Annotated in this window: 18 protein-coding genes; 15 read left to right on the top strand and 3 right to left on the bottom strand. The window is 42.5% G+C overall.

Going from position 1 to position 26696, the window contains the following annotated elements:
• Positions 1–27: 27 nt before the first annotated feature.
• Positions 28–2643 carry a penicillin-binding protein 1A gene (locus EI164_RS03800; RefSeq protein WP_192518666.1) on the bottom strand — a complete coding sequence of 872 codons (2616 nt, stop codon included), beginning with the start codon at positions 2641–2643 and terminating at the stop codon, positions 28–30.
• Positions 2644–2837: 194 nt separating this feature from the next.
• On the opposite strand from EI164_RS03800, the gene pilM reads away from it, so the two are divergent.
• The 11 genes from pilM (at position 2838) to EI164_RS03855 (ending at position 19563) form a co-directional block, all read left to right on the top strand.
• Positions 2838–3893: a type IV pilus assembly protein PilM gene (pilM, locus tag EI164_RS03805; protein ID WP_192518667.1), complete on the top strand. Its 1056-nt coding sequence runs from the start codon at positions 2838–2840 to the stop codon at positions 3891–3893.
• On the top strand, positions 3893–4546 hold the full coding sequence (locus EI164_RS03810) for a PilN domain-containing protein (protein WP_192518668.1): 654 nt from the start codon (positions 3893–3895) through the stop codon (positions 4544–4546). Before pilM ends, EI164_RS03810 begins: the two co-directional genes overlap by 1 nt.
• A complete protein-coding gene (locus EI164_RS03815; protein WP_192518669.1) occupies positions 4543–5259 on the top strand; it encodes a type 4a pilus biogenesis protein PilO in 717 nt (238 codons plus the stop codon). The genes EI164_RS03810 and EI164_RS03815 overlap by 4 nt, the downstream gene beginning before the upstream one ends.
• The gene (locus EI164_RS03820; RefSeq protein WP_192518670.1) at positions 5259–5792 is read left to right on the top strand and encodes a pilus assembly protein PilP; all 534 of its coding nucleotides are present in this window, start codon (positions 5259–5261) and stop codon (positions 5790–5792) included. The genes EI164_RS03815 and EI164_RS03820 overlap by 1 nt, the downstream gene beginning before the upstream one ends.
• Positions 5793–5818: 26 nt before the next feature.
• Positions 5819–8032 (top strand): type IV pilus secretin PilQ, encoded by a 2214-nt coding sequence (gene pilQ, locus EI164_RS03825; protein ID WP_192518671.1) that lies wholly within the window; start codon positions 5819–5821, stop codon positions 8030–8032.
• A 219-nt stretch (positions 8033–8251) separates the two neighbouring features.
• On the top strand, positions 8252–8818 hold the full coding sequence (gene aroK / locus EI164_RS03830; RefSeq protein ID WP_192518672.1) for a shikimate kinase AroK: 567 nt from the start codon (positions 8252–8254) through the stop codon (positions 8816–8818).
• Positions 8819–8888: 70 nt separating this feature from the next.
• Positions 8889–9998 carry a 3-dehydroquinate synthase gene (gene aroB / locus EI164_RS03835; protein WP_192518673.1) on the top strand — a complete coding sequence of 370 codons (1110 nt, stop codon included), beginning with the start codon at positions 8889–8891 and terminating at the stop codon, positions 9996–9998.
• Between the two features lie 128 nt (positions 9999–10126).
• Positions 10127–11158 (top strand): hypothetical protein, encoded by a 1032-nt coding sequence (locus EI164_RS03840; protein ID WP_192518674.1) that lies wholly within the window; start codon positions 10127–10129, stop codon positions 11156–11158.
• Positions 11159–12101: 943 nt separating this feature from the next.
• Positions 12102–16601, top strand: a complete 4500-nt coding sequence (gltB, locus tag EI164_RS03845; protein WP_413038431.1) for a glutamate synthase large subunit — start codon at positions 12102–12104, stop codon at positions 16599–16601.
• Between the two features lie 140 nt (positions 16602–16741).
• Positions 16742–18163 carry a glutamate synthase subunit beta gene (locus tag EI164_RS03850; protein ID WP_192518676.1) on the top strand — a complete coding sequence of 474 codons (1422 nt, stop codon included), beginning with the start codon at positions 16742–16744 and terminating at the stop codon, positions 18161–18163.
• 188 nt (positions 18164–18351) lie between these two features.
• On the top strand, positions 18352–19563 hold the full coding sequence (locus EI164_RS03855) for an FUSC family protein (RefSeq protein ID WP_192518677.1): 1212 nt from the start codon (positions 18352–18354) through the stop codon (positions 19561–19563).
• Positions 19564–19651: 88 nt separating this feature from the next.
• Here the strand turns inward: EI164_RS03855 and EI164_RS03860 are convergent, their stop codons facing one another.
• Positions 19652–20773 (bottom strand): ABC transporter substrate-binding protein, encoded by a 1122-nt coding sequence (locus EI164_RS03860; protein ID WP_192518678.1) that lies wholly within the window; start codon positions 20771–20773, stop codon positions 19652–19654.
• 653 nt (positions 20774–21426) lie between these two features.
• Between EI164_RS03860 and EI164_RS03865 the strand changes: the two genes are divergently transcribed.
• A complete protein-coding gene (locus EI164_RS03865; RefSeq protein WP_225739096.1) occupies positions 21427–22224 on the top strand; it encodes a 3-oxoacyl-ACP reductase in 798 nt (265 codons plus the stop codon).
• A 470-nt stretch (positions 22225–22694) separates the two neighbouring features.
• Entirely contained in the window at positions 22695–24314 is a 1620-nt protein-coding gene (locus EI164_RS03870) for an AbgT family transporter (protein ID WP_192518679.1), read from the top strand.
• Positions 24315–24422: 108 nt separating this feature from the next.
• Here the strand turns inward: EI164_RS03870 and EI164_RS03875 are convergent, their stop codons facing one another.
• Positions 24423–25259, bottom strand: coding sequence for a Cof-type HAD-IIB family hydrolase (locus EI164_RS03875; RefSeq protein WP_192518680.1), 837 nt, complete (start codon positions 25257–25259; stop codon positions 24423–24425).
• Between the two features lie 301 nt (positions 25260–25560).
• Here EI164_RS03875 and EI164_RS03880 point away from each other — a divergent pair, with 301 nt between their 5' ends.
• Positions 25561–26067: a hypothetical protein gene (locus tag EI164_RS03880; RefSeq protein WP_192518681.1), complete on the top strand. Its 507-nt coding sequence runs from the start codon at positions 25561–25563 to the stop codon at positions 26065–26067.
• Positions 26068–26253: 186 nt separating this feature from the next.
• Entirely contained in the window at positions 26254–26559 is a 306-nt protein-coding gene (locus tag EI164_RS03885; protein WP_192518682.1) for an IS630 transposase-related protein, read from the top strand.
• The last annotated feature ends 137 nt before the right edge of the window (positions 26560–26696 follow it).

Below are 26696 nucleotides of genomic sequence, written 5' to 3' on the forward strand. Positions count from 1 at the left end.
CTAATATGCACTGGTTGTATCGATGATTTATTCTGGCATCGGTGGTAGCGATTCGACTGGCGTTGCTGACAATGGGTTTTGTGGTACACCATCATTATTACCGCGATTAGTAGTTCGTGGTGTCTGTGGACTTAACTCAGGTTCAGGCGTTAAGGGCGTACGCTGCTGTGTTTGCGTAGTAACTGGCTTTTCTGATGTATCTGGCTCGCTACTTTCATCATTATCCTTAGTTTCTACAGTCTTTTTCTGCAGTCTTCTAGAGGTAAAGCCTTGTTCGTTGGGTACCCATTGGCGAGGCGTATTCTTGAGCTGAGCTCTCATAAAATCCATCCAAACTGGCAATGCTGCCACACCACCATATTCGCGGCGGCCCATGGTTGATGGCTGATCAAATCCCATCCACACTACCGTTGCATTAGTAGGATGGAAACCTGCAAACCAAGCATCTTTTGCATCATTAGTGGTACCTGTTTTACCACCAATATCACTACGTCCCAAAGCTTTTGCTCGTACGGCTGTACCACGTTGTACCACATCACGCAATATATCTGCCATATCAAAAGCAACTCTAGGTTCTAATATTCGAGGGGCTTGCTTGGCCAACTCATACTGAGCTGGAGGTGCTTTTAAACGATCAGATTGTGGACTTGCATCATAGATACTCAAATCGATGCTCTCGTCACTGTTTTCTACTGCATCTAGGTTTTGTTGGTTAGTAGATGTTGCATTACTTGCAGTCTTATCTGAATTTTCAATTGAAGCTTCATAGTCTTCGACTGCTTTTTTATTCATTGCTTCGAGTTTTTCGTTGAAACATTTAGCGCAGGCTTGTTGAGGATTGGCTTGGAATAATAGTTTGTTGTTATAGTTATAAATCTGTTCAATGAAGTAAGGTTGTATGCGATGACCACCATTTGCAAAAGTTGAATAAGCAGTTGCCATCTGCAACGGTGTCGCTTGTCCTGCTCCCAGTGCTAACGATAAAGTTGTTGGAAGTTTTTCTTTATCAAGACCAAATTCATCTAGTAGATTGAGTGTATCAGTGATACCAATGGCTTGTAATAGACGGATAGATACTAAATTACGTGATAAATATAAACCACGACGTAGAGTGATATCCCCTAAAAAGCGTCCATCGGAGTTTTTAGGTTTCCAGCCACCTACTTGGATAGGATTATCTGAGACCATCGTATCTGGACGATAGCCCTTTTTGAGAGCTGATGTATAGACAAGCGGTTTAATTGTTGACCCAGGTTGCCGCCAGCCTTGTAAGGCTCGATTGAACTTGTTGTGATTAAAATCAAAGCCTCCGATTAAGGCATTAACTGCACCAGTCGAAGGATTTAGAGAAACTAGGCTGCTTTGTATCTTAGGGATTTGCGCTAATTGCCAATTACCGTTGGCTGTTGGTATTAGACGAATGATGTCGTTTTCACTGACTATTTGACTGGCGTTACTAGGAGCGTAACCGATACGATTCACAGAAATATATTTGCGAGCCCAGTTCATACCTGACCAATTAACGGTGACACTTTCACCTGAAGGCATCGTCGCTTCAAAGCTGCGCGAATTGACTTTAGTAACTTTGGCAGGGGACATGCTGCTATAGCGACGGAAGTTTTCTAGTGGTTCGTCGTTTGCTTCAGCACCGCGCCAACCATGTCGATGATCATAAGCAACTAAACCTTTAAGCACTGCTGCTTCTGCGTCTGTTTGCGCTTCACTGTCAATGGTAAGACGTACTCGCCAACCGCTATGCATTACCTGCTTACCATAGCGATTAACCAACGTAGCGCGTGTCATTTCTGCCAGATATGGCATATTCACATCAAGTTTTTCTTTATAAAGTTTAATACCAATAGGTGAGGAAATTGCCTCATCACGTTCTGCTTCGGTAATATAGCCCAGTTCATGCATGCGACCGATAATCCAGTTACGGCGAGTCAATGCACGTTCAGGATTGGCAACAGGGTTGTATTTAGAAGGAGCTTTTGGCAGACCTGCCAACATTGCTGTTTCAGCAATAGTAAGGTTGTCTAGTGATTTACTATAATATTTTTTGGCAGCGGCACGGACACCATAGGCACCTTCACCTAAGTAGATTTTGTTGACATACAATGTCAAAATATCATTTTTACTGAGTTCGTCTTCAATTTTACGTGCTAAGAACAATTCAGTCAGTTTGCGATTTAAAGTACGTTCTGAACTTAAAAAGTAGTTTTTGGCGACCTGCATGGTGATAGTAGAACCACCAGTTTGGCTATCGTCATCGGTGACCGCTTCAGTAACGGCACGTCCTAACCCTTTAATGCTGATACCGCTATGTTGAAAAAAAGAGGCATCTTCTGCTGCCAAAAAAGCATGTGTTAAGTTGTCAGGAATCTCGTCAAATGTAATGGGTAGGGATAGACGATTACCGTATTGACCAATCAATTTGTCATCACTGCTGTATATTTGTAATGGCATCTCTAGTTTTGCTTTCTTGATCTCTTGAGTGCTAGGCAAGGTTGGCGATAAATACATCGCCATACCATAAAAACCAATAGGCACAGCAAGCGCTAAGATAACCGCTAACGCTAAGCAGGCAACAAAAAGCCCTACCAAAAAATGAATAAGGCGGGCGGTAGCATTTTCTTTGATCATAAGAAGACTTATCAATTAAAATTTGCAACAGATAGGGGTATTATACCTTGAACAAAATAAGCAGGGCATAATAAATGTGTAAGTTAGACTCAATAAGTTATATAAATGCTTGAATCTATCTATTAAGTAAAGTATTGTATTCAATTATTACAAATAACTATCAGATTGTACACTTAATATAAGGTATAGAGTTTGTGAGGCTATTTACTTCCAAAAATCAACATTTGATTGGTGTGGATATCTGTGCCACCTCAGTGAAATTGGTTGATATACAGCGCCAACAAGGCATGTTTCATCTAAAATCTTATGGTATTGAGAGGCTGCCGGAAGGTATAGTCGTCGATAAACTTCTCTTAGATACTGAAGCGGTTGGTAATATTATTACTAGCTTAGCTAAACGTTGCCAAGTGGCTGGTGCTGATGCTGCTACTGCGGTCTCAGGGTCAGCCGTCATTACCAAAATTATCGATATGGACAAATCGCTAAGCGATGTTGAGCGTGAAGCTCAAATACGCTTAGATGCCGATCAATATGTCCCTTACCCATTAGAAGACGTTAACTTGGATTTTGAAGTGGTCGGTCCTTCTTTAGCCAGTGACGAGATGGTGCAGGTGTTGCTTGCGGCGTCTCGCTCAGAAAACGTCGATCAACGAGTTGATGCACTAACCTTTGGTGGGTTACAGACTAAGGTTGTCGATATTGAGTCTCACGCGATTGAGCGTGCTTTTGGACTCATGGTAGATAATTTACCGAGTAATCCAGAGTTGGTCGCATTGGTTGATATTGGACATAATCAAACGACATTATACGTCGCCAAAAACGGTGAGTTTATATACAGTCGTGAGCAGTTGTTTGGTGGTGTTCAACTGACAGAAGCAATACAAAACCGTTATGGGTTATCCGCTGAAGAAGCTGCAATAAGCAAGCGTGAAAACACGTTGCCTGATGATTATCACCCTGATGTATTGATTCCTTTTATTGAAAGTACGATTCAACAAATTACTCGATCATTACAGTTTTATTTTTCTTCGAGCCAATACAGCAGTATTGATCACGTAGTGCTGGCTGGCGGTAGCAGCTCTATTGCGGGTCTTGCAGGTATGGCACAACAAAAACTTGGTGTGACTGTTAGTACTGCGAATCCTTTTATTAATATGACCATTGCACCGAATATTGATAATGAGCAACTAGCAATTGATGCACCAAGCCTAATGGCCGCATGCGGTCTTGCGTTAAGGAGCTTCGACTAATGGCTCGTATTAACCTCTTACCCTGGCGACAAGAAGAGCGCGAACGTCGCAATAAAGAATTTATAACTTTGGTAGTAGCGGTGACTCTGCTGGCTTTACTGGCAGCATTTGCTTCATGGAGTTATTTTAACAATGCGCTTGATGAACAACGTGATGCAAATGCTTTGATTGAACAGGAAAACACCCGTTTAGACACAGTATTAGTTGAAATTGATAGTCTAGAGCAGCGGCGTGAAGATATCATTTCACGGATGCAGGTTATTCAAGATTTGCAAGGCCGACGCCCTGTGCCTGTACGTTTATGGGATGATCTTGCAAAAGCCATGCCTCCAGCACTTTACTTAAATAATTTAAAACGTGAAGGCGATACGCTTACTCTCACAGGTTTAGCGGATAACCCAAATGTTGTGTCAAGTTTGATTCGCAATCTTGATAAGAGCAAATGGATGGATGGCTCAGCTGTTAGTAACATTCAACAGAATATCAATGCTTATGAATCTGCTCCAGTGCTTAACAGTACGGTTACTACTGGTACGCAACCACGTCCTGCTTATCCTGAAGACAGCTATGTTCAGTTTGTAGTAACGACTAAAGTTCAGTCAGAGTCAGCCAAACCTGATGACGCTAGTACTAGTCTTGGAGGTGAGTTATGAAGCTTAGCCGTAAAAAAAGTCTAATCAAAAACAAAAAAGCGGCCTCTAAAACAAAGAAGCAGTTTGATTTGCAGGAGTTTCGTCGCAGTTTTGAATCGTTGGATTCTGAAAACTATGGCAGTTGGCCATTACCAGTAAAAGCAACCGTAATCGGGCTGATTGTTACGCTTATAGTGGCATTAGCATGGGCCCTACCGATTAGTAGCAAAATTGATGAAATAAAGGCTGCTGAGAGTCAGCAAAAGACTTTACTAGATAGTTACCGTGAAAAAGAATCACGGGCACGTCATTTAGAAGCCTACAAAGCACAAGTAGTTCAAATGGAAACTGAGTTTAATACTTTGCTTGATCAGTTGCCAAAAGAAACACGTGTGTCAGAGTTAGTAGAAGGTATCAACATGACGGGCGTGGGTAGTAACATACGTTTTCAAGATATTTCGGTTGAGCCTGAAATTGAAAAGGAATTCTTTATTGAGCAACCTATTCGTATTGCTGCGTTAGGTGAATACCACCAGTTTGGTAGTTTTATTAGTGGTCTTGCTGCTCTACCGCGAATCATTACTATGCATGATTTTGAAGTTAGCAATCCGAAGCCAACTTTGGATGTTTTACCGGAGCTTAATTTGGTACTGCAAACCAAAACTTATCGCTCAAAAGAAGTAAATTCTGAGAGTGATACTGAAGCTACTACTGATAATGCAGGAGGCAACTAATGACTATTCAAAAACTGCCTACGCTATTGGCCTTAAGCATTGCTGTTTTATCGATAACAGGTTGTACAGATCGTATTGGTATGGCAGAGCAAGCAATGACGGACATACGTAATCAGCCTGCACAGCCTATCGAGCCACCGCCCAAGGCTGAGCTGGTAGAAGATTTTGTCTATAGTGCCAGTGCCCAGCGCAGTCCATTTTTACCACCGAGTTTAGTGAATGCACAAGGCCCTACTACTTCTATCGACGGCGTGCGCCCTGATCCTGCAAGGGTAAAAGAACAATTGGAACAATATGAATTAGCGCAACTGGTCTTTCGCGGTGTTGTTACTTCACCTGAAGGTCAAGAGTATGCGTTGATACAGCGTCCTGATGGTTCAGTCGCGAATGTTAAAGTAGGTGATTATCTTGGCGTAAATAACGGCCGTATTGTTGAAATCACGCCGACTCAGATTAACTTGATTGAAATTGTGCCAGACAGCCGCGCAGGGTTCGTTGAAAAACCCCAGTCGTTGGTTTCCCCTATAAGCTAAGTCGGCAGATTTTTGAGGAATAAATAATGACAGTACGCAATAACAAGGTAACGATGATGAGCAACCGCGTCTCTTCTGCTTTTGCCATTTCAGCATTGGCAATTAGTATGGTAGCAGTGAGCAACAGTGCCCATGCTGCACAGCGCATTAATGATGTCTCTGTGGTGCAAACTGCGCCAGCAGTGACGCAAATTCGTTTGGGTTTTTCAGGTTCACCAGTATTACCTGCAGCTTATCAACTTGATGACCCTAGCCGTTTGGTATTAGATTTTGAGCAAGTACAAAACGGACTTGCAAGTCGCTTTAGTGAATACAATACTGGGATAGTCAATGATCTCACTACGCTAAGTAGTGACAGTACCACTCGCCTTATTGTTGGATTAAAACAAACAGGCAGTTATACAACAACGATTGATGGCAACGATTTAGTATTAACCATCACTGATCCCAATGGTTCAGTGATGACCAGCGATCCTGTCCAAGATGTATTGAACAATAATGTCACAACGACACCAATTGTAGAAGCCAGTAGTGGATATACTGCTAATACAAGCAGTCAGACTGTGACTGAAAACCAAGTACCAGCGGATACGATGGTAGTCAGAGTCAATCCATTGTTGAGTCCACAACTTGCTTCTTCACAAGTGAGCAAGCAGTATAGCTATGAAGGGTTGAGTGCGGTTGATTTTTCAGCAGGAAATGATGGCGGTGGTAATGTTAGTATCGCACTTAACAATGAAGCCATACCAGTTGACGTACAACGCCAAGGTAACAAGTTGGTGGTATATTTAACTGGTAGTACAGTGCCTAGAAACCTATTACGCCGTTTAAATATTAATAGTGGTCTTGTTAATAGCATTGATACCAAGAATCAAGGTCAGAATGGTGTCATTACTATTAATATGACTGATGATTATGAGTATCAAGCCTATCAATCAGGTAGTCAATTAAACATTAGTATCAATAAGCCAGCACTATTACGTGAGCCGACGCTTGAAGAAAAAGTATATAGTGGTGAGCCATTATCTATGGAATTCCAAGACGTTGAAATTCGTAGTGTCTTAGATATTTTAGCGCAGTTTACAGAAATGAATATCGTGGCTAATGATTCAGTTGCTGGGAATATCACCTTGCGTCTTATCAACGTGCCGTGGGATCAGGCGCTTGATATTATCTTAAAGAGTAAAAATCTCGGTAAACGTGAAAATGGCAATGTAATTTTGGTGGCACCTGCTACCGAGCTTGCCGAGCAAGAGGCACGTGAGCTTGAAGCACAGCAAGCGGTTGAATCTTTTGCACCGTTACGTACAGAGTACATCCGCTTAAGCTATGCTAAAGCGCAAGATGTTCTGACATTGATTTCTCAAGGCAGCGGCTCTTCTGGTAGTAGCTCAAACCGTGCCGACGACAATAACTCTTTGTTGTCAAATCGCGGTACCGTCACGGTTGATGAGCGTACCAATACCTTGATTATCAAAGACGTTGCTGAAAGCATCGAAAATATTCATAAATTGATTGGTAAAATTGATATTCCAGTCCGTCAGGTCATGATTGAAGCGCGTATCGTTAGTGCAACCGATAGCTTTAGTAAGGAGCTTGGCGTAAGTTGGGGTATTTTGTTTGATGGCAAACCCGATGATAACCGTCTGACATCTAGTGGCTTGAACGTTGATTTGGGTATTTCAAACCCTGCAGGTGTTGCTTTTGGTATCTTGAATGTATCAGATGTGATGCTCGACCTTGAGCTATCAGCGCTGCAAGCGGACAATCGCGGTGAAGTCATCTCGACGCCGAAGATTTTGACCGCGGATAAACAAACCGCAAAGGTGTCATCTGGGACTCAGATTCCGTATCAAGAGGCCTCAGCCAGTGGCGCGACCACCACCAGCTTTAAAGAAGCGGCGCTGAGCTTGGAGGCCACGCCAAACATCACCCCTGATGGTAAAATTGGCCTACAACTCCTCATCACCAATGGCACACCGACCATCATCAACAATCAGGTCGCCATCGCTGAAGACTCAATCTCAACCAACGTTATCATCGAAGATGGCCAGACCGTGGTCTTAGGTGGCGTGTTCAAAAACCGTACCAGTAACGGCGTGGATAAAGTGCCTTTCTTAGGGGATTTGCCGTATATTGGCCGCGCCTTCCGCAAAGATGTGCGTAGTAATGAGAAACAAGAGTTGTTGATATTCATCACGACTAAGTTGATTAATGATGGTGTTAGTCGCTTGGATTAATAATAGTATTGGCTGTGTAAGTTACAGCTAATAGTATGTTATCCAATAAAAGAAAAAAGCAAGCCTAAGTGCTTGCTTTTTTATGGCCTTGTTTTAGTGATCAGTAGTGCTTATTTGTGAATGGTCAACAGGCACTCAGTTATTACTAATAATAGAGCCTCGTTACTAGCCAGAATATCAATGACGTTGTATGATAGCTAATTTAACTGAGTAAGTATTATGGTTGAGGAATTGCCATCGGTGTTTTTAGTAGGGCCGATGGGAGCAGGGAAGACGACAATTGGAAAACTGCTTGCTAAGCAGTTAGGTCGCACCTTTGTAGATAGTGACTGGTATGTCGAGTCGCAGACAGGCGCTGATATTGCGTGGATCTTTGCCAAAGAAGGCGAAGCGGGGTTTCGTGAGCGTGAAACGCGAGCTATCGATGAGTTGACTCAAAAAAACCAAATTGTATTGGCTACTGGTGGTGGAGCTGTTATGTGCGCTGAGAATAGAGCGTTTTTACAGCAGCGCGGTATCGTTGTGTATTTGAATGCGCCAGTTGATGTCCAAATGGCACGTACTGCCAAAGATAAATCACGCCCATTATTACAGCAGCCCAATCCTAGGAAAATCTTGCAAGATTTATATAGCAAGCGTGATCCATTATACCGTCAAGTTGCTGATATTGTTATGCCAACGGGTCATACTTATCCTCGTCATATGGTTAACCAACTCTTACAGCAACTAGAGTCCTTTAGTGTATCTACTGTCACAGTGCCAAACCATAAAGAAAATGAATCATAAGTAATGATCGACGATATTATTACTGAAGTTAAGTCACTTTTATTTTATTAAAATGCTTAGGGAGTCTCTAATGACAAAGTCAATGTTTCATGATGGTTTGACAGTGCATACGCAAAGTCATGACTATCCAATTGTCATTACGGAAAAAACGGCGATAGAAAATAATAGCATGGCAGAACAGGTCACTCCTTATATTAGTGGTCGCCAAGTTTTGATTGTCACGAATGACACCGTTGCTCCTTTGTATTTAAAAGAACTGGAGGACGAGCTAACAAAGCAGTTTACGGTTAGCACTTGTGTACTACCAGATGGTGAGCAGTATAAAAATCAAGCGAATATCAACCTCATTTATGATGCATTGATGGCAAAGCATTTTAATCGTGATGTGACACTTATTGCGTTAGGTGGAGGTGTTATTGGTGATATGACAGGGTTTGCTGCAGCAAGTTTTATGCGCGGAGTGAACTTTATTCAAATTCCAACAACGCTTTTGTCGCAAGTGGATTCCAGTGTAGGTGGTAAGACAGGAATCAATCATCCTCATGGTAAAAATATGATTGGTGCTTTTTGGCAGCCACAAATGGTACTTGCGGATATGAGTACACTGAGAACTTTGCCTGAGCGTGAGCTGTCAGCAGGGTTGGCTGAGGTTATTAAGTATGCGCTTATTATGGATGAGCCTTTTTTGACTTGGCTTGAGGACAATCTACCTGCAATGATAGCATTAGATTTGGCGGTACTTGGCGATGCAGTAAAACGCTGCTGTCAGTATAAGGCTGATGTCGTTGCGCAAGATGAAAGAGAGTCAGGTGTACGCGCGCTACTGAACTTTGGTCATACTTTTGGGCATGTGATTGAAACACATCAAGGCTATGGTAATTGGCTACATGGCGAAGCAGTCGCTGCTGGTATGGTACAAGCTGCTGAGCTCTCACAAAAAATTGGTTGGTTAACGATCGAAGAAGTGGCTCGTATTAAACGTATTTTAATGTTGGCCAACTTACCCATTGCAGCACCAACTATTGATGCGCAAACTGCTTTGAGTTTGATGGGGCATGATAAAAAAGTGAAACACGGACAAATCCGTCTCATTTTGTTAAAATCTCTAGGTAAGGCTGTAATGACCAATGATTTTGATCCCAAGCTTTTGACTGAGGTATTATCACAGCCAAGCGCGTAATCTCTCAAAATCTCAGTTACTATAAATGCTTATTGAAATTAAGCATTCAAGTATACTGGTTTGCGCTAATACTATGTGCATATATCGTTATTTAATGCAGTCAACTTTATTTTACCAAGGATACCCTCATGGCCGCCTCAAGACCGACGCCGCGTACCGCTAGCCAATCATATCGACGTCAAGCATTGATTTGGCTGGTAGTAACCTTATTATTAGGCGTAGTTACGGCTCTCATTTGGATGTTTAGTCAAACGCCGGCAATGGGTGCCAAAATTGAAAATGCTCCGATATCAGCACCGGAGACGCTTAGCACTGAACTTGAGCAGCCTTTAAAAATTGAATCGTTGCATGAGCTTGATACGGATGTACAGCCAATTAGTTTTGATGCGGCGATTCGAGATTTGCGCAATTACCCTGATGAATTTAAAGACAAAGGTTACTTACTCGCTCATAAGGGTAAGTGGACCGTTCAGGTAATGAATGTTGCTGAAAACGAGGTGATTACTAGTTATTTAGACGGGCGTGAAGATCGAGATAAATTTGCTTATTTTCGTTATCTTGATGATAAGAAGCAAACACGTTATATGCTGATTTATGGATTGATGAGTAGCCCACAAGAAGCTGTTGGGGCAACAAAACTTATAGACTTTAGATTACCTGCTAATGTGCGTGCATTACCAGAAGAAATCAATCGCTATGTTGGCCTCATTGATAACTATACACGTTCGGAGCCGATGCAGGATTTGAGCGCCAAGAGTATTCGTGCAGTTGATCTAGAGCCTACTAAGCGTGAGGTTCCAGTGCGTCAGAAACCACCAGAAGACCAAGAACCGGGCAGTGAAAGCATTCGTCAGTCAGCAGATACCTCTGATACTTTATCGGTTAATGAAGAACGTACTGTTGTGAATGATGAACAAGTAACCCCTGTTACAGCGAATAAAAATGAGGGCAACTCAAACAAGCCTGAACAGGACAATAAAAAGCCTGCGACAGCAGTCCCTGATAGTAGTACACCTCCAAAACCGCCAATAGTGCCAACCCCTAAGCCGCCAAGTACGACTAATAGCACAAGTTCTGGCAATAGTAATACGAATACTAATACGCCTCCTAAAGACAGTGATGACAGTATGAAAGCGCTGATAGAGTCTAAGAGTAATTAGTGATGGTCGCGCTATTTGGGGCGCGTTCTCAATTTGAGTATTAAACATTCGATGGACTAAACACAGCTAAATCGTTGCTAGGCTGTGCTAGGCTGTGTTTAGTCGCTCGTTTATTTATTGATATAGATTTGACTATAGTGAGCTTTAACATGATCTCACTATGTCACACTTGCTTGGTATACAAAAGGTAGTGACCACCCTGATTTTCTTTGTAATCTTTATTGGTGTAAATCCTCAACGCAGCCTGACAATCATCGCTTTATTTTACGTTTTTGCTTCAAGGTTTTGGTGGTTCTATAACCAATAGTAATAAGTTCTCTTACAAAATATGGTTGATGAATCAGTAGAAAAGACTAGATTTTTTGTCCATCATTAACTAATATAACTATGGGCGACGTTCTGTATAGTTATCGTAAAAACTGTTTATTTAACAGTCGATTAGTATGATTCTGTTGTTTATAAGGTAAGTTACTAACGTTTTTTTGCCTCAAGCGCCGCTATTTTTTATTTGTATATCAGCGATTGCAAGTGACGCAACCTCTCTTATTTTCACTCTTTTTAGGGTTAATAAAGCGCTTGAATACAGAGCGTCAGATATTCAAAATTAATCAAATGCATTGTTATCAAATACTCAACGGATTGGCTTTAAGCGTTAGGTATGGTTTGATAATAAGTGATACTCAAAATAACGACATTACGTTATTGATAACTAAGTAATTGGTATGCAAGGTGTTACGTTCTCCTGTTGCCAAGAGCAATTACTTACTATCTGTTAATACGCTAATTATTTATTGAGACATAGGCTCATGACTAAGAGGGTTAAGGATCTGACCTTGCTCTTAATGCAGAGTGTCTCTGAGCGTTGCGCTATTTATTAATTTGGATACGAATATTAATTATCAGCCCGTTCTGCTTACGGGTGCTAGCTTATGTGCCGCATTGGATGTATAGGCTACCCGTTTACTCACAAGGACCAGCTATGTCAATGATTTCCTCGCAAACTCACCTGGCAACGCCAGATGACTTTTCTGATAACTGTGGTTTTGGTTTGATTGCCCATATTGAAGGGCAAGCCAGTCATGATTTGGTAAAAACTGCTATTCATAGTCTAAGCTGTATGACTCACCGTGGCGGTGTTGCTGCTGATGGTAAAACTGGTGATGGTTGTGGCTTACTATTAGCGACGCCTACCGATTTCTTCAAACAGATTGCTGATGAGCAGCAATTTGCCATTACGGATAATTTTGCCGTTGGCATGGTGTTCGTTAATTTAGATAGTGATAAAGCTGAATATAGCCAAAAAATATTAAGCGATGAAATTACAGCCCAAGGGTTAGAAGTGGCTGGCTGGCGTGATGTGCCACTTGATCTCAGTATCGTTGGTGAGATTGGTCGTGAGACGCTACCAGATTTTCAGCAGGTATTTGTTAATGCTCCCGATGATTTAGCTGCGGATGATTTTAATCGCAAGCTGTTTGTCGCACGTAAGAAAGCAGAGCAACGTTTGTTGGATGACGAACTGTTTTATGTTTGTTCTTTGAGTTGCCAGACGATTATTTATAAAGGTTTGGTAATGCCATCAGACCTGCCTGCTTTCTTTTTAGATTTACAAGACAAGCGTTTGGCTTCACATATTGTGGTATTCCATCAGCGCTTTTCTACTAATACGTTACCACGCTGGCCATTGGCACAGCCATTCCGTTATTTGGCACACAATGGTGAGTTGAATACGATTACTGGTAACCGTAACTGGTCTGAAGCTCGTACACCAAAACTAAAATCAGACAAGCTTCCCAATTTGAACCAGCTAACACCGCTCGTAAACAGCAGCGGTTCTGATTCATCAAGTTTGGATAATATGCTTGAAGTGCTCATGTCAGGTGGCATGAACTTGTTCCATGCGATGTCTATTCTAGTACCGCCAGCATGGCAGAACGTCGATAGTATGGATATGGATTTGCGTGCGTTTTATGAGTTCTATTCGCAGCATATGGAAGCTTGGGATGGCCCAGCCGGTTTGGTTATTCAAGATGGGCGTTATGCAGTCTGTATGCTTGATCGAAACGGTCTACGTCCGTCACGTTGGGTGACGACTAAGAACGGCTATATTACAGTAGCTTCTGAGGTTGGCGTTTGGGATTATGATCCTAAAGATGTATTAGCAAAAGGTCGTGTCGGTCCAGGTCAAATGTTGGTTATCGATACTTTAACTGGGCAGATTCTAGACACTAAAGCCATTGCTACGTTATTGAAAAAAGCACATCCATACCGTAAATGGCTGCGTGAAGAAGCAACTCGTATTCGTGATGATGAGCGACTAGAAGAAGAACTTTCAGTGCAAGCATGCCGAGGTGAACAGCTAAAAGCATTGCAAAAAATGTATCACATTACCAATGAAGAGCGTACTGAAATCATTCGTCCCAACGCCGAAAACGGTCAAGAGCCAGTTGGCTCGATGGGTGATGATACACCAATGGCCGTGTTGTCACAGCAAATACGCCATATAGGTGATTTCTTCCGTCAGCAGTTTGCACAGGTAACCAATCCACCGATTGATCCATTACGTGAATCTATCGTGATGTCGCTACAGACGTGCTTGGGTGCTGAAACTAATGTGTTTGCGCCATCAGCGAGAGATGCTCACCGTATTATTTTATCATCACCGGTATTGTCAGCCAGTAAGATGAAACAGTTGGAAGATCTAGACGATCCATCATTTAAGATGGCACGTATAGATTTGAACTATGATCGTAACTTAGAACTATCAGACGCCATCACGGCTATCTGTGAGCAAGTGGCGAGTACCATTCGTGCTGGTAATACGCTAATAGTATTATCTGATAAAGATATTGATGCAGATAAAATACCCGCCAATGCTATTATGGTTACTGGGGCTGTGCATCACTATCTTATTGGCCAAGGTATTCGTACGGATGCTAACTTAATCATTGAGACCGGTTTGGCTCGTGACTCGCATCAAGTGGCTGTATTGATTGGCTTTGGTGCAACCTGTGTTTATCCATACTTGGCTTATGATGTCATTGATGATTTAGTGGCGACTGGTGAGTTGCTTGGTGATCCAATTCAAGCACGGGTTAACTTCCGTAAAGGTCTGGATAAAGGGCTGCTAAAAATCTTGTCAAAAATGGGTATTTCTACCATTGTATCTTACCGTGCCGCACAGTTATTTGAAGCAGTTGGACTCTCTGAAGAAGTGGTAGATTTGTGCTTTAAAGGTGTGCAGAGCCGTATTAAAGGTGCTACCTTTGCCGACCTAGCCGCTGACCAAGCACAATTGGCAGCCAATGCCTTTAAGCGTCGTGCGCCGCTCGATCAAGGTGGTCTGCTCAAGTTTGTCTTTAACAAAGAGTATCATGCTTTCAATCCAGATGTGATTAACAGTCTTCATACCGCTGTACGTACTGGTGATTATGAAAACTATCGTAACTATGCGGATTTGGTCAATAGTCGTCCGGTCGCAACTTTACGTGATTTGTTACAGTTAAAAACTGATAGTGCTATTGATGTCAACGATGTCGAAGATATCTCTAAAATCTTGACCCGTTTTGATTCCGCTGGTATGTCGCTAGGGGCATTATCACCTGAAGCACATGAGTCCATTGCCATGGCGATGAACACCATTGGTGGGCGATCAAACTCTGGTGAGGGCGGTGAAGACCCCGTACGCTATGGTACGTTGCGTAACTCAAAAATCAAGCAAGTTGCTTCTGGTCGCTTTGGCGTAACACCTGCGTACCTACGGTCAGCAGAAGTGATGCAGATTAAAGTCGCGCAAGGTGCGAAGCCAGGCGAGGGTGGTCAGCTACCTGGTGGTAAAGTCAATGCACTGATTGCACGATTGCGTTATTCCGTACCAGGCGTGACGTTAATTTCACCACCACCGCATCATGATATTTATTCTATCGAAGATTTGGCTCAGCTGATTTTTGATTTAAAACAAGTCAATCCGGATGCTTTGGTATCGGTTAAGTTAGTATCACGTCCAGGCGTTGGCACTATCGCGACAGGCGTGGCAAAAGCCTATGCCGACCTCATTACTATCTCAGGATATGATGGCGGTACAGCAGCTTCTCCATTGTCCTCTATCCACCATGCGGGCTCACCATGGGAGCTAGGCTTGGCAGAGACTCATCAGTCGCTACGTGTCAATGGACTGCGTGATAAAGTCCGTGTACAAACTGATGGTGGTCTAAAAACAGGGCTTGATGTGGTAAAAGCCGCCATTTTGGGTGCAGAAAGTTTCGGTTTTGGTACCACGCCGATGATCGCAGTTGGTTGTAAGTATTTACGTATTTGTCATTTGAACAACTGTCCAACTGGTGTGGCAACCCAAAAATCTAAGCTGCGTGATGAGCATTTCATCGGCGAAGCTGAAATGTTGATTAATTTCTTCAAGTTTGTGGCAACTGAAACCCGTGAATGGCTAGCTGCACTTGGCGTGCGTAGCATGGAAGAGTTAGTTGGACGTACGGATTTATTAGAAGTGTTAGAAGGTAACACGGATAAACAGCAGCATCTTGATTTAACACCATTGTTATTTAGTCATCCAGCCTCCAGTGGTAAAGCACAAACTTGCCAAGTAGAACGAAATGAACCATTTGATAAAGGGTTGCTGGCTGAGCGAATGATTAGTGATATGCTTGTAAATATTCGCCAAGGAATAGGCGGTGATTATAGTTACTATGTCGGTAACTGTGATCGCTCTATCGGTGCACGTATTTCTGGTGAAATTGCCCAAGTATGGGGTAATCTTGGCATGCATGATATGCCAATCAGGTTGCATTTAACTGGTACTGCAGGACAAAGCTTAGGTGTTTGGAATGCAGGTGGTTTAAATATTGAGCTTGAAGGCGACGCCAACGACTATGTCGGTAAAGGCATGGCAGGTGGTGAAATTGTTATTTATCCACCAAAAGACTCAGTGTTTACCGCAAAAGATACGGCTATCATTGGCAACACCTGTTTATATGGTGCGACCAGTGGTAGGTTGTATGCAGCGGGTACAGCAGGTGAGCGCTTTGGTGTTCGTAACTCTGGTGCGCATGCTGTTATTGAAGGAACAGGCGATCATTGCTGTGAATATATGACGGGCGGTATTGTTACTATTCTTGGACGTACAGGTTTGAACTTTGGGGCAGGTATGACGGGCGGTTTCGCTTATGTCCTCGATATGGATGGTGACTTCTTTGATTGTTGCAATCATGAGCTTATCGATCTGAACCGTATTTCAAGTGAGCAAACAGAGCAGCATCGAATCCACTTGCAAAAAGTGATTGAAACTCATGTAGATAAAACAGGCAGTGCATGGGGTCAGACTATATTGGCTGACTTTGAGCACTACGTTCGTAAGTTTTACTTAGTGAAACCAAAAGCGGCGAACATTGCAAGCCTTCTTAAAACCACGATGGCTGATCCGCAATAGTGCAATAGCTGATATGTTTTAAGATACGTTTTAACTCACAAGTTTTAAGCAGGTAAGTGACGGCAATGATATTCATGTCTTAAGTTTTAAATGAGTCAGTTATCAAACGCTGTCACCGCCCACTATAGAGAGATAGCATCATGGCAAAACGCTTAGAAAATAGTTTTCAGTTTTTAGATGTACCACGGTTAGAACCGACCAAAAAAGACATAGCCACGCGTTCGACAGAGTTTGTTGAAATTTACAAACCGTTTGAGAGTGAGGCCGTAGCACAGCAGTCACATCGTTGTCTTGAATGCGGTAATCCGTACTGTGAGTGGAAATGTCCAGTACATAATTACATTCCTAATTGGCTAAAGTTGGCCACCGAAGGCCAAATATTTCAAGCTGCTGAGTTGTGTCACCGCACCAACACTTTGCCTGAAGTCTGTGGTCGTGTCTGTCCACAAGATCGCTTGTGTGAAGGTGCTTGTACCTTAAATGACGGCTTTGGGGCAGTGACGATTGGTAATGTTGAAAAATACATCAACGACACTGCCTTTGCACTTGGCTGGCGTCCTGACATGTCTGATGTTGTTTGGACAGATAAAAAGGTTGCTATCATTGGGGCAGGGCCTGCAGGTCTTGGCTGCGCAGATATTTTAGTAAGAAATGGTGTCAAGCCAGTTGTGTTTGATAAGCGCCCTGAAATTGGTGGTTTGCTTACCTTTGGTATTCCAGAGTTTAAAATGGAAAAAGATGTCATGCGTAATCGCCGCGTCATCTTTGAAGGCATGGGTATAGAGTTTCGTCTTGAGACAGAAATTGGTACAGATGTGAGTATTGATGAGTTGCTAGGCGAGTACGATGCGGTGTTCATGGGCATGGGCACTTACACTTACATGCGTGGCGGCTTCGCTGGTGAAGAGTTAGAAGGTGTATATGATGCGTTAGACTACTTGATTGCCAATGTGAATCGTTGTAATGACTGGGAAAAGAACCCTGCAGAATACATCGACTTTAAAGGCAAGAGAGTTGTGGTGCTAGGTGGTGGTGATACCGCAATGGACTGCAACCGTACCAGTATTCGTCAAGGTGCTGAGAAGGTTGTCTGTGCCTATCGCCGCGATGAAGAAAATATGCCAGGATCTCGCCGTGAGGTGGTTAATGCTCGCGAGGAAGGTGTTGAGTTCTTGTTTAATCGTCAGCCGACGGAAATCATTGGTTTGAATGGTAAGGTCAACGGCGTAAAAGTTGTGACTACTCAATTGGGCGCACCAGACAACCGTGGTCGTCAACGTCCTGAACCGATTCCTAATTCAGAAGAAATTATCCCTTGTGATGCTGTGATTATGGCTTTTGGTTTCCGTCCTAGCCCTGCTGACTGGTTTGAGTCACAGCAAGTGGCGATGGATAGCTCGGGTCGAGTATTGGCAGCTGAGCAGCAAACGTTTAAATTCCAAACAAAAAATCCAAAAATATTCGCTGGTGGTGATATGGTTCGCGGTTCTGATTTAGTCGTAACGGCTATTTGGGAAGGTCGGGAAGCAGCAGAAGGTATATTGGACTTCTTAGAAGTATAATATAATTTATCTAAATCTAGCGATTTATACGCAGGTTCTAGCTTGAGCGTCTTTTGTCCTTTAAATGGGCAAAAGGCGTTTTTTTGATTATTGCTTTGTAAATTGCAGTGCGACTGATAGCATGTTTGTTAGTAACGAGTGATGTTCGTCATTTATTTTTTCCTATCCATTAAAGAGAGTAATCTTGCGTGAAATCAATTCTTTGGCAGCGTGTAACTGCTCCGTTCATTGAGCCTTACGTTCGTTATCAATATGCAGATATTTTGCATGCCATACGCTTAGGTGTGGCGGTTATACTTGCTTTGCTAATTAATGCCCTTACTGGCTTTCCTCATGGAGAGTGGACAACCATCACTGTGTTTATCATTTTGGGATTGTTGCAGTATCAAGGTGCTATTTATACCAAAGCCAAAGAGCGAATATTGGGTACAATATTTGGTATCATCGCAGCTTTCGGTATTTTGTGGTTCAGTGATAGCGTGAATGCATGGGTATGGGTGTATTATGCGCTGATTGGTTTGGTCAGTAGTATTATTGGTTATTTAGCAGTTAGGAACCTCGGTTATACGGGATTGCTGACTGGTATCACTATGTTGATGATTATCTCAAATTTGGGCCAAAGTAATATGAGCCAAGATGGCATCTACCGCGCCCTAAATATTTTATTGGGTACAGGCGTTTCGGTAGCTGTGACACTCATTTTGCCGCTGAAGTCGACGTTGATGTGGCGATTTCTATTGAGCAGTAACCTCGATGCTTGTAGCAGTCTATATGCTGGTGTCGGCAAGCATATTGATACTCCTGATGAGATCAAAGATGCTTTGACCCAGCAGCAGAGCTCAAAGGTCTTTCCCGTTGAAGAAGTACCTGTCAACGAGGCACTAGTCGCAGAACTACAGCAAATTAATAAACGATTACTTGCTGTGCGGCCACATATCGCAGCGACGGCTAGTGAGTCAGGTATCGATAAACCAACGTTAGAAATCATTCAACGTACCCACCGTAATATTATCGGAACCATTGATTTATTGCTGAGTGCGGCACCTCGTTTGATAAATACTGATATCGATGACGATAATTATATTTTATTGGTACATTATCAGAATGAGCTGACGCAAGCCATGCATCATATGGCAGCGGTATTGCGTAGTCCAAGTGATGAGGTGTTTCGCCCTATTACTCGCATCGCAGTCTCGGAGTATCCAAGTGTGCAGAGTTTGGCATTTGAGTGGCAGGGATATTTTTGGTTAACTCAAACGTTACAGACGCAATTGCAGCAGATGAGTGATTTGCTACAGACTACCAAGCCACAATGGTATGCGGCATCTGGTCTTGGTTATCAACGTCGTGAGCATCGTAGAATGAAAGAGCAGGGCGGTGAAGGGGATTTGGGTTTATAAAAAAACGCTGACTTTGGATAGTCAGCGTTTTTATTTTCTGGTTTTAACACGCTCTAGTTTTATCTTATGTTCGTAAAAAATGCAGCGATTAACGTCCTGTTTTTAGCTTATCCCAATACTGCTGATATATTTGCAGTGCGTCATCGCCTACATCTTCTTGAAACTCTGCTTTCGCTAGTACTTCCTTAGAAGGATAGATAGTAGGATTGTTTTTCACGTCGTCTGGCATCATTTCACGTGCTGCAATATTTGGTGAGGCGTAACCGATTTCTTCGCTGACGATTTTTGAGTTTTCAGGGCGCAATAGATAGTCAATAAATTTGTGCGCTGCATCTACTTGCTTGGCGTTTTTTGGAATGACAAAGTTGTCCATCCATAAGATTGCCCCTTCGCTAGGGTACTTATAAACCAAGCTGGTGAGACCTTCATCATTGGCGATTACTGCTTCGCCATTCCAGCTCATACCCACTGAGGTTTCACCTTCCATATATGGCATGCGTGTGGCGTCTGAGTTGAATGTCTTAACATTGGGCATTAACGTCGTGAGCTTGTTATAAGCGGCTTCAATTTCATCGGGATTGCTGCTATTACCTGAGTAACCCAGGGTGAATAGCGCCATACCAAACACTTCTCGCACATCATTGGTCAGCATGACTTGCCCTTTATACTTGGGATCCCATAGATCATTCCAACTATTAACTGTCGCAGGATCAACGCTATCTCCATTGATTGCTAGACCTGTGCTGCCCCACATATAAGGAATAGAGTATTTGTTTTCAGGATCTACTTTGGTATTAGTAAATGACGTATCCAAATTTTTAAAATTGCTCAATTTTGATTTATCAATTTCTTGTAATAAGCCTTCATTAGCCATTTTTTCGACATAATAGGTCGATGGCACAGCAAGGTCGTACTGACTTGAGTCATCGAGTAGCTTGAGCTTGGCATACATGGCTTCATTAGAGTCAAACGTAGTGTAATTAACGGTAATGCCAGTCTCTTCTTCAAAACCATCCAGAATTTCTTGAGGCATATATTCTGACCAGTTGTATAGATTAAGCGTTACATCACTTGTAGTGGTACTGCTGTCAGCTGCGGTATTCTCAGAATTGCTGCAGCTGGCAAGCACCAAGCCGATAGCCGCTGCTAATAATGCTTTTGGTACTATATGGCCCGCACGAGTCGCAGGGCCTGATGGTAAATGGGTCAAAACAATTCTCCAAAATAAAAACGATACAAATAAGTGAAAACTACTAGGGCGTGTCCTCAATTCAATCGATAGCCATCTAAATGGGTTAAAAATGGCTAAATCTTGCCAAACGGCGTCAAATAGCTGACTAATATCTCGATATTATCTGCGCTATTTTCCTTGTTTGACTACAATTTATCTCATTTTTATCACCATTTTTAAAATGAGGACACACCCTAAATGCTAGTGAATATAAACAGTTACACCATTATGGCTATTTGTTTCAGTGATTTAAAGGGGATATTGAGACAATCGTTAAGAATGGTGGTTATGATAGACTGATTTTCTGTTAAAAAGACAGCTTTTATATGAGATATCGTCGATCCACTATAAAATAAATACAGCGATACTGGGTGCATTTTGCGTAGCCTCTGTCTGCGCAGGCACAGCAAGCAAGGAAAATGTATACCAGTATTGCATGGTTACATTTGTATCTGTTTTATTTAGGACTGACTATATAGTATGAGTCTTTGTCAGCTTAGGGGCACTAGGTAATCATGCTATGATGAATGCGAAGCTATGATAACTGTGTCATATGATTCTTATCATGGCGCTTATATGATGAATAGGATAGGTGAGTTTAACCATAACACAATAATAAAGGATACAACATCATGACTCAAAGCTACCCAATACCACCAATGCTTCTCAAGGATAAAGTTGCTATTGTCACAGGTGCCAGTCGTGGTCTCGGCGCACAAATAGCCAGACAGATGGCAGCTGCAGGGGCTAGTGTGTGCGTCAATTACCTGAACAGTAAGGAGGCTGCCGAGGCAGTGGTAGAAGATATTAAAGCGACAGGTGGGCAAGCATTTGCTTATCAAGGAGATGTGACTGATACAATCCAGATGCAAGCAATGGCAGCAGCAGTGATCAAATATTTTGGTGGCATTGATATATTGGTCAACAACGCTTTACCTAATTATCAGTTCAATCCAAGTGCTGCGTACACCAGTATCGAAACCGTAAAGTGGTCCCACTTCTCGCAGCAAATGGATGGCATCGTGAAGGGTGCGGTTAACACAGTACAAGCGGTGTTGCCACAGATGAAATTACAGAAAATGGGCAAGATTATCAATATCTCGACCAATCTTGTCTACAACCCAGTGGTCACTTATTACGACTATACCACTGCCAAATCTGCGCTGATTGGGCTGACGCGCAACTTGGCAAGCGAGCTAGGACAGTACGGTATTCGGGTAAACCTGCTGGCAGGTGGCCTATTGAAAACTACAGATGCGAGCAGCTTAACGACTGAGGAGGTGTTCGATTATATCGCTACGACGACACCGTTACGTCAAGCGACCTCAGTGGCCGACTTTGCCAATTCTGTACTACTAATGGCATCTGACTTGAGTGCTGCTATTACTGGACAGTCTATCGCGGTCGATGGCGGTTTGACGATGCCTTGATAGACTTATTTAGTGCTTTTTAGTGAATAGCTGACGGTGTGAGCATCATAAAAATAACGATAGATAGCAGTGGTACTAATTCTTATCACGGTAAGGTTTTATAACCTTGGCGGCTGGGTTTATGTCTAGGTAGCAGATAGGCGCTAAGAGTTTGTATACTGTGCAAGCGGGCTCACTTTTCATTGTGCAGAATAGGACATCATGCTTATTTAGTTCTCACGTATTATTGATTGGCGACAGATTGGATGTATTCCGATTTGTTGCTTTTTTTATGTTTGGCAGTTCATTTTTAGGTACTTATTTTAGGCACCTGTGATTTATAAGTTGCATATAGTTACAAACTTTTTGTTTGGTCATACAAAAACATTTGTCTCTAATTATCAACTATGTTTCAATTTCATTCTTTTATCAATTTCTTATATAGCTTAAGTGCATTCACTGTGCTTAAGTGCTGATTGGAGTAATGGGTTATGCAAGGAAGTAATTCGCCAAATGGCAGTCCGCCACACAATGATTTTGATGCAACAGAGAAAAACTCTCGCATGCAGCGGTTTTTAAAAGGCGTCGAGTGGCTCGGTAATTTATTGCCGCATCCGGTTATTTTATTCGTTTGGATGTCTGTGCTGTTGTTGGTGCTCTCAGCTGTCATGTCATACTTTGGCGTGTCAGTGATCGACCCAAGGCCAGAGGGCGCAAGCGGACGTAGCGCTGATGGGATGATCGAAGTCGTCAACTTATTGAACGGTGAAGGCTTGGCTCGTATCGTCGAAAATCTTGTGACCAACTTTACCGGTTTTGTGCCGCTAGGTACGGTGCTAGTAGCGTTGTTAGGTGTTGGTATCGCTGAACACTCTGGCATGATATCAGCTGCGCTGCGAGGTCTGGTCATGAATGCTCCTAAAAAGATGGTCACCTTTACCATCGTGTTCGCAGGCATCATGTCAAACACTGCAGCTGAGCTCGGTTACGTGGTACTGATACCACTGGCAGCGGTGATTTTTCACTCGCTAGGTAGACATCCTTTAGCAGGTTTAGCGGCGGCATTTGCCGGAGTGTCTGGTGGTTATAGCGCTAATTTGCTACTAGGGACGGTCGATCCTCTGTTATCAGGAATTACCCAAGAAGCGGCTCGTATCATTGATCCGGCTTATACTGTTGGAGCAGAGGCCAACTGGTACTTTATGATCGCCAGTACCTTTTTGATCAGTGGTCTGGGTTATTTTGTCACGGAAAAAATCGTTGAGCCAAGCTTGGGGGAGTATAACCCTAAAGATGCTGATGATGCCTCTGTGCTAGAGACGCAAATCGAAAAAGTATCAACGCTTGAGAAAAAAGGTTTACTGTGGGCAGGTATCAGCATGTTGATATTTTGCTTATTGCTGGCGTGGACAGTAGTGCCTGCTGATGGCATCTTGCGTAATGCAGAGACAGGCCTAGTATCAGGGTCGCCATTTTTAAAAGGCATTGTGGTCTTTATTTTTGTATTCTTTGCGCTCCCAGGTTATATCTACGGTAAGATCACTGGTAGCATCAAGAGCAATCAAGATATCGTTGATGCTATGAGCAACGCCATGAGCTCGTTAAGTATTTATATCGTATTAGTATTTTTTGCTGCACAGTTTACCGCGTTCTTTAAGTGGTCAAACTTGGGCTCAGTAATGGCCGTATCTGGCGCGACTTTTTTGAGCGATATTGGTCTCACAGGTCCTTTACTATTGATTGGTTTTATCCTCATTTGTGGTTTGGTCAACCTAATGCTAGGCTCAGCGTCTGCACAGTGGGCAGTGACTGCGCCGATATTCGTACCGATGCTGATGCTAACGGGTTATGCGCCTGAGATGATACAAGCTGCTTATCGCATTGGCGATTCGACGACCAATATCATCACCCCGATGTTGGGCTATTTTGGTCTTATTCTGGCAGTGGCAATGCGCTATAAAAAAGACACAGGTGTCGGTACATTGATGGCGATGATGCTACCATACTCGATGGCATTTTTGATTGGTTGGACAATCTTGTTCTCTGTGTGGGTATTTGTACTTGGTTTGCCAGTGGGCCCAGGGTCAGAGACTTTTTATCCAGCGCAATAAATGGTTAAGTAGTTGTAAAAAATATGCCAATCAAAAAAAGCCCTTACTAGTGATCTAGTGAGGGCTTTTTTCAAATGAGTGCAAATGGCTTCGCTTGTATTGCTATTCTTATGATGTGGTTTTTAACTGATTGAGTACTGTCTGTAAGCCATACTCCTCAATCGTACCAGTGACAAAATCAGCTCGTGCTATCAGTGCAGGCTGCGAATCGCCCATCGCCACAGCAAACCCAACTAAGTCGAACATTTCTAAATCATTCATTCCGTCACCGAATGCCATACACTCGCTTGCATCTACATCGTAGTATTTACATACGTCTATGATACCGCGCGCTTTGGATGCTTCTATCGGCAAGATATCTGCGCCAATCTGATGCCAATGCACCAGTTTTAAATCGTATTTTGCAAAGTCAATATCTTGCATTTTGTCTTCTTGATCATTGAAGAAAACAGAGCATTGATAAACGGTGTTGGACTTGTGGTACTCGGGATCAACGATAGAGTTGGGCGTGATTGCATTAAACTCACGCAGACGTTCGTTTTCACCTGACCAAGCAATATGAGTGGCTGAGTCAAACTTGTGAATAAATTCGCTCTGCATACATAGGCTTTTAATTTTTGCGGTTTGTTCTACAGACAATGGATAGTGGCTGATTCTGCCGTTATTATCGAAGCTATATTGGCCATTCATACAAATAATAGCGTCCAATACATTGGCTTCCAACAACGCAAGGATATCGTTTGGTAAGATGGCTTTAGAGCGTCCCGTTGATATCACCAGCTTGATATTACTCTCAGCAAGCTGCTCAAGCGTTGCCTGATTGTGTTTAGCGATAATACCGTTACGGCTGAGGGTATCATCAATATCAAAAAATATGATTTTAGGCGTAGGTATGGGTATGTTTTGAGCCATCGCCTTCGTGGCGGTTTTGTCTTCAACAAACATGACTGTCCTATTATTATTTATTTATAAATTCGAATACTACTATAACAGCGTTTATGAAATACATGGCGATAGCGTAACTTATCAATAGCTATTTTAGCTTACTAGGCTGAGATGGTTCTCTTTTCTAAATATTATCTCTTTTTAATTCAACCGATTAACAAAACTCTCTAAAAGATACAATCAACTTAACAATGCTCATGTATTATAAAGTTATTATTAATTAATGTTTATGAGTTTTATTTTCTATTGAAAACGATGTTTCCTATCTACGCTAATATACCAATTGCCTAAAGGAATAATTATGAAAGTTTTTACCTTAAAAAAAGTGGTTGCTCTAAGTGCATTGGCTTTATCTGCCAGTGCCTTTGCGATGGATGTAGAGTTTAACGATGAGATGTGGGATGCTGACAGCATACCTGAGGGACAACAGTGTCTAGACTACGGTGGTAAAAGTCCTGCTACACCAGGCATGACTGTCTCAAATATTCCTGATGGTGCGGATAGCCTAGTATTTGTCTATAACGATGTGAGCAATAAACGCATGCAAAAAGGTGGCCATGGCATCGTCAGCTATGCATTGTCAGATGGTCAAACCACAGCCGAGGTGCCACGCGTGTTTGGGCATACTTATGAAGTGCCAGTTGGTGTAGAGATGGTGGCTGAATATCGTAGCCGTAATGGCGATGTCCGCGGTGCATATAAGCCACCATGTTCAGGCGGAAAAGATCATCTGTACACGATAGATGTACAGTCATGGCAGGGCGATATGATGACAGCTGAGACGACAGTTGAAATGGGTCGTTATTGATCTATCAGCGGCTGTAAGTAGCACACAAAAAAGCCGTCTATAAGTGTGTATAGGCGGCTTTTTTGCGAGAGTAGATTGCGTATGTTGGCAAAAGTGTTTGTTTTAGTATTTAGTGAAGAGTATAGTCAGATGACCACAAAAATGTTATAAAATAAATCAACTAAACGATTACCACTATAAACAACTATGACTTACTCCCTAGATTACCGCAAACAAGTTCTTAAAAGCTTAGATGAGGGCATGACCTTTGCCGAAGCTGCTGTTTTCTATGATATCAGTCCAACGACCATACAGAAGTGGAAAAAGCGTCTTCACAGTAAAACCACTCGAGACATCACTCCCTACAAAATAGAGGATGAAGCCTTAGCTCAAGACGTCAAAGACCACCCTGACGATTATCATTATGAGCGAGCCCAGCGTTTTAATTGCAGTCCAACAGGCATTAGTAAAGCCTTAAAACGTATTGGTATTAGCAAAAAAAAAGACACTTGAGCATCCCAAATCTTGTCCACTAAAGCGGGCTCACTACCTAAAAAAACTTAACCACTACATCGCTCAAGGCTTTGCTATTGTCTATAGTCAGCTCAAAATAAAATTGTTATGGTTAGGGCAAACATCATAAAACAATT

Origin of the sequence: Psychrobacter sp. FME13, from assembly GCF_014861395.1 — a bacterium.
In the GTDB taxonomy this organism is placed as follows: Bacteria; Pseudomonadota; Gammaproteobacteria; order Pseudomonadales; family Moraxellaceae; genus Psychrobacter.